Genomic DNA, 4,794 nt, shown 5'->3' on the forward strand with positions numbered 1-4,794 from the left:
CCCCCATTATACACCTTGAATAAGCTGACTGCTGTTAGCGTTAGCGAAGCTCCTCTGTAAGAGGCAGCTCCTCTGAAAGAGGCTAGCTGAGTGCTGACTGCTACTTCAATAATCACCATATTTACATCTAGCTGAGAGTGGGCGGAGGTATTTTTCTGACTACCTCCACATGTCTTTTACCACTTTCAAAGAGTCACAAAAATATTTAATAAATCATCCCAAAAATTCACAGACAACTGATAACCTTGTAGAATTTGAGTAGCAGACTCTTCACTATCTCCTACTTCCCCATCTATGGCATTACGCATTCTCACCGCATGGGAATGATCTATCTCTCCAGTATGAATATGCCAAAATTCTAAGTTTAATTGAGGCAATACATCTTCTAAGTCTTTGCGTCCTTGAATTTGTGCCCAAATTTCTTCTAATATTGGACCACAAATACATTCAGTACCCATACCTGCCATACCAATCGCAACGTGAGCTGGATGGCTTTTTAAATCATTCTCATAATTTTCAATTAGGGCATCAACTCGTGGATTAATTGTATTGGCGAGCATGGTTCCACCAAAACTTTCATTCAAGCCAAACAAGAATTTTTTCAGTAAATTATAGTGAGAATCATCAGGGTTTCCATCACCAGTTTCTTCAAAATGAATTTCATCTAAAAGAACTTTTAATTTACCTGGTGTAATGACATTACACACATAGTTTAAGCTTTGAGAATGAATTTTAGTCACATAAGAATATTGTTCTAAAACTTGAATTAATTCCGGGAGAGAAATATTTTGTAAACTTTGAAGTCTGGGATCTTCTGCGGGGTTGCCAGAGAACTTTGAGGTGTCGATAGCTTGCCAAAAATTTTCTTTGATAGATGGGGAAGTCATTAAAACCATTTGTCTTGCTCCTTGTTTTTTTTTGAATTAATTTGTTTAGTTCTTTATCTTGATAACTATCATGATTGAGCTAACTGAAAATTTACGGATAGTAAATTGGGAGCTTGATAATAGTTGGCTGAGAAAATAATTAGTGACAATAGACGCAAGGATGATTTTAATGTCTGTAAAAAAAAGGTGTTTTTAAGGTGATTAGTCGCTCCTGTTTGTTGGATGACTTCTGAATGTTTTTTTCTTGAATTTTTTATGTCTTTTTGACTACATTCCTTTGAATAAAACTGATTAAAAATCTCTATTACGAAGCGGGGAGTTGGGATTTTTAGTCAGAGAGTAAAGCGATCGCTTAAAGTAGTTGTAAAAAATTTGCCAAAAATGCCTTGAGTATTGAACCAATTGAGGATTACTAAAAAATTGCCTATCAGATGAATTTTCGTCTGATAGGCAACTATATTGAAGTATTACCAAATAATCAAGGTTTTAGACCCATTTATCTGACTCGCTGCACCTGTAGATGGGAACCTTCTATTTCCACCTATACTAGAAAATGGCTAACGAGGAAGAAAAACTTAATTCTGAGCGCCACCTGGATCTATCCATGGAGCTCCACCTAGGTCAGTCAGACCTCCTACAATATCCTCCATCTCATGTTCCTGCAATTCTATCCAGCTTTTGTCTGTTTTATTGCTTTGAGTTTCATTAACCTTTGTACTTTGTTGTTTTGTTTTGGAATGACTTTTCTTCATATTTCTCTCCTTGATAGTACGAGGGATTATTTCGATTCAAGTTGTAGCTGTTAAAGATCCAGACCAACAGTAGGTTCATCAAGTAATACACCACCAGCTACTTTGTCCAAGTCCTCTAGTTGTAATTCCACTAAATCTACATGACTTTCTTGTGTATTTGATTTATTTTGGCTCATGTTCTTAAATTTTTGAGTGATTGAATTAGATTTCAAAGGTCTCCACTCTCGAGTTTACCCCCAACTACTTTATCCAAGTCCTCTAGCTCTAATTCCACTAAACCTGCATTGCTTTTTTGTGTATTTGATTTATTTTGGCTGATGTTCTTAGAGTTTTGAGTGATTGATTTAGCTTGATTGTTCATTTGTCATGTTTCCGAGTCTAATAGTTTTAGCCTATGTTACAAGAGAGTCAAATTTTTAATATTTCTAACGCTGCTTCAGGTTATGCAAAATTTAGGTCAATTGAGTTTCACAGCTAACATTTCGATTATGAAACCTTAATCATATAAGGGATATATAAAAGTTGATACTAAAACATACCTTATCTATCAATACCCCTTTTTATGAAAAATTTTGTAGAAACTCACCTCAAATTTCCAGAATAAATAGAATCAGAGTTCTCCTTAGTCAATAATCTATGATCAACTTACTCTAAATTACTAATCTTCCGAAGCAATAAATTATTCAACTACTCTGAAGTAATATTTTTTTACTTGCTTTGTTATTATTGATTGTTAAATAACTAGGCAAAATTAATTACAAATCCTTCTAACTTAGTCTTGCCTGTTGCCTTTTTCCAAAGTGAAATCTTTGATTTTTAACTTATTAATTAACTCATCTTTAATCCGACCCATAATCGAATTTTCATCCAAAGATGCCAAAATATTACTCACCACAGCTTTCGGACCTTCCTCTCCCCAAGATGCGCCATTAGCAAGATAAGTTTTGGTTATTTGCCCAATTCCATAAGATGATAAACCTCCCACTGCTGCTTGAGTCACTGCGACAGACAAATAGGGTGCTAAAGACAATCCTCCAGTAACAGGTGCAGCTAAACCCAATAATCCTTTCAAAGAACTTAATCCCAGATTTGCTACTAATTCACTTGCGGTTATACCACCCATACTAATAGCTATCTTTTGTAATAAATCTACTGCTCCGCTTTGACTCATCCTGATACCATACAACTTGGATAAAGTCAATATCATAGCTACATCAATTATTGCCCCACTGAGAATATCTACTACAGTTACAGGGTTAAGAGCGATCGCCATTGCTTTAGTCATTACTCCCTTCCAAATGACCCGATCTGCGCTTTGAGAGCGAATTTCGATTTTCCGGCGTACTAACTGCTCATTAACATTATCAGCATAGAGCATACTATTGAGGGCTACCAAAGATTTACCTTCTCGATCTAAAATTTCTAATATTTTCAGCTTTAAATCTTCTACTTGAGGTTCTCCTCGCACCATCTCTACTCTAAGACTACCATCAGAACGTTGCACTGCTTTAGCCATTAGTGGAGAAGCTGCGGCCATAACTATTTCATTTGGTGAGAGTAATTCACGGACTCGTTCATCACGAATTTTATTATATATAGCTAATCTATCTGCTTCTGGGTATTGGTCTATTTTGTTAAACACCAGCAAAATTGGTTTACCAGCATCTCGTAAGTAAGAAAGAGCTTCATATTCGACTTGGGTAATATCTCCTGCTACTGCAAATAAGAGTAAATCTGCCTGTTTTGCTACCTGTCGGGCTATTAATTCCCTAGTTTCTCCGTCTACTTCATCTATACCAGGAGTATCAATCAGTTCAACTTGAGATATTCTGTAGGAAGTTAAAGAATTTGTAGATGATGATTCTATTTCTGTTAAATTTTCTCTTCCTAATTCCCATTGTTTAATTTTTGTAGTTTTGGTAACACCATGAATTGGACCTGTTTCAAATACTTTTTCTCCTAGTAAAGCATTGAGAAGTGAAGATTTACCTCTGCCTACCATGCCAAATACAGCAATATAAACAGCAGCTTTTTCTAACTTTTCTAACATTGATTCTAGCCCGGAAATTTCTGAGTCTAATCCTGCTCTTTCTTCAGGAGTTAAATCCAGATTGGTTACGATGTTTTGTAAAGCATCTTTAGCGTTACAGATGTTAAGTTCTGCTTGAATATCTGCAAAGCTTGATATTGTTTTGTCTAGTTCTTTATCTAGATTCATTTTCGGATATTTTTCGCTCCAAAATCAACAATTTGTTATATTTTTATTGAAATTTTTAAGTTTTATTCCTGTTTTTAGAAAGTAACTTTGAGATTATTATCAAAGTAGTTATCTGAATTCTTATATCCTTTTTAAGGCTAGGAAGTAAACTGCAAAATTCACTAATTGTTTGCTACTACCTTCAATTTTTTCAGATATAGCTAAAGTTCTTAATTTGCTTTTTCGCCTGAATTTAATCGGACTCGCAACTAGCATCCTTCAGTAGCAATAAATATTTTTCAGAGTACAATATTGAGCGATATCTATAATTAATTTAATCATTTCCATTTTTTTTATACCAGTTTGATAAATGTTTGCCAGAAATAATTTTTAGTTATTAGGTGGTAGGTTTTAGGTATTCACTAAATCTTCAAATATTCATGTTACCAGAAGTTTGACGATCCTAGCTTACTATTTGTAATATTATTTTTTCATGTATAGTATATAAAAAAAGTTATAGAGTCGATAAAAATATAGGAATTATAACCCTTGTAGAGATACACAAGTTTTGGATTTTAGGGAATAGGAAATAGGGAATAGAAAAAAATACTATACCTTATTGATATGGGAATCACTATATATATATAACTATTATTTACCGAAAAATAAAGGTATAAAGCCTCTCACTCGCCGTGGAGAAAAAAGCGGTCGAGGGATGCCGAGGTCTCCGTTCCCTCCGGGACGCTACGCGAACGCTTGCCTCCAATCGACCAAGACAGCGGTCGGCAAGCGGAGCATTCCGAAGGATGGGATGCCGAGGTCTCCGTTCCCTCCGGGACGCTACGCGAACGCTTGCCTCCAATCGACCAAGACAGCGGTCGGCAAGCGGAGCAGTCCGTTAGGATGGGATGGCTAGGTCTCCGTTCCCTCCGGGACGCTACGCGCACTTCGAAGCTTT

At 35.8% G+C, this 4,794-nt stretch carries 5 protein-coding genes; all 5 read right to left on the reverse strand.

Features of this window, described 5'->3' with window-relative positions:
- Positions 1-185 precede the first annotated feature (185 nt).
- Complete coding sequence (locus F6K22_RS32235; RefSeq protein ID WP_293107706.1) at positions 186-896, reverse strand: iron-containing redox enzyme family protein; 711 nt, start codon at positions 894-896, stop codon at positions 186-188.
- Positions 897-1,462: 566 nt separating this feature from the next.
- Positions 1,463-1,639: a hypothetical protein gene (locus F6K22_RS32240; protein ID WP_293107709.1), complete on the reverse strand. Its 177-nt coding sequence runs from the start codon at positions 1,637-1,639 to the stop codon at positions 1,463-1,465.
- Between the two features lie 50 nt (positions 1,640-1,689).
- Positions 1,690-1,815: a hypothetical protein gene (locus tag F6K22_RS32245; RefSeq protein ID WP_293107712.1), complete on the reverse strand. Its 126-nt coding sequence runs from the start codon at positions 1,813-1,815 to the stop codon at positions 1,690-1,692.
- Between the two features lie 32 nt (positions 1,816-1,847).
- Positions 1,848-2,000, reverse strand: a complete 153-nt coding sequence (locus tag F6K22_RS32250; RefSeq protein ID WP_293107715.1) for a hypothetical protein — start codon at positions 1,998-2,000, stop codon at positions 1,848-1,850.
- Positions 2,001-2,411: 411 nt separating this feature from the next.
- Positions 2,412-3,857, reverse strand: coding sequence for a GTP-binding protein (locus tag F6K22_RS32255; RefSeq protein ID WP_293107717.1), 1,446 nt, complete (start codon positions 3,855-3,857; stop codon positions 2,412-2,414).
- Positions 3,858-4,794 lie beyond the last annotated feature (937 nt).

It is taken from the genome of Okeania sp. SIO2F4 (assembly GCF_010672385.1).
Classification (GTDB): domain Bacteria; phylum Cyanobacteriota; class Cyanobacteriia; order Cyanobacteriales; family Microcoleaceae; genus Trichodesmium.

What these genes read in the sequence shown, in the direction of transcription:
- F6K22_RS32245 (WP_293107712.1), bottom strand. Translation starts at nt 1,815, where the DNA reads ATGAGCCAAAATAAATCAAATACACAAGAAAGTCATGTAGATTTAGTG.
- F6K22_RS32240 (WP_293107709.1), bottom strand. Translation starts at nt 1,639, where the DNA reads ATGAAGAAAAGTCATTCCAAAACAAAACAACAAAGTACAAAGGTTAAT.
- F6K22_RS32255 (WP_293107717.1), bottom strand. Translation starts at nt 3,857, where the DNA reads ATGAATCTAGATAAAGAACTAGACAAAACAATATCAAGCTTTGCAGAT.
- F6K22_RS32235 (WP_293107706.1), bottom strand. Translation starts at nt 896, where the DNA reads ATGGTTTTAATGACTTCCCCATCTATCAAAGAAAATTTTTGGCAAGCT.
- F6K22_RS32250 (WP_293107715.1), bottom strand. Translation starts at nt 2,000, where the DNA reads ATGAACAATCAAGCTAAATCAATCACTCAAAACTCTAAGAACATCAGC.